This is a genomic window from Streptococcus sp. HMSC034E03 (genome assembly GCF_001811505.1).
Lineage (GTDB): Bacteria > Bacillota > Bacilli > Lactobacillales > Streptococcaceae > Streptococcus.
The window spans coordinates 1-579 of record NZ_KV804938.1 but is presented as its reverse complement, the minus strand read 5'-3'; the positions used below and the strand labels follow the sequence as shown (position 1 = coordinate 579).

General features: G+C 38.7%; 1 protein-coding gene. It reads left to right on the top strand.

Features of this window, described 5'->3' with window-relative positions:
- Positions 1 to 579: transposase (locus tag HMPREF2805_RS00400; protein WP_148131559.1), on the top strand; the 579-nt coding region annotated here is incomplete at both ends.

Sequence of the window (579 nt, the reverse complement as noted above, 5' to 3'; positions counted from 1 at the left end):
ATTGAAAAGACTTCTATGACCGATATTGCCCATCAGCTTTCCATTTCAACTTCAACTGTCATTCGAAAGCTCAATGATTTCCACTTTAAGCATGATTTTTCTCGTCTTCCTGAGATTATGTCCTGGGACGAGTATGCCTTCACTAAGGGAAAAATGAGTTTCATTGCACAAGATTTTGATAATCTCAACATCATCACTGTTCTTGAAGGCAGAACACAGGCTATCATCCGAAATCACTTTCTGCGCTACGAGCGAGCTGTTCGTTGTCAGGTGAAAATCATTACTATGGATATGTTTAGTCCTTACTATAACTTGGCTAAACAGCTTTTTCCATGTGCTAAAATCGTTCTAGATCGTTTTCACATTGTGCAAAACCTTAGCCGTGCTATGAGTCGTGTCCGTGTTCAAATCATGAATCAATTTGATAGAAAATCCCATGAATACAAAGCTATCAAGCGCTACTGGAAGCTCATTCAACAGGATAGTCGTAAACTGAGTGATAAACGTTTTTATCGCCCTACTTTTCGCATGCACTTAACAAATAAGGAGATTCTAGACAAGCTTTTGAGCTATTCAGAA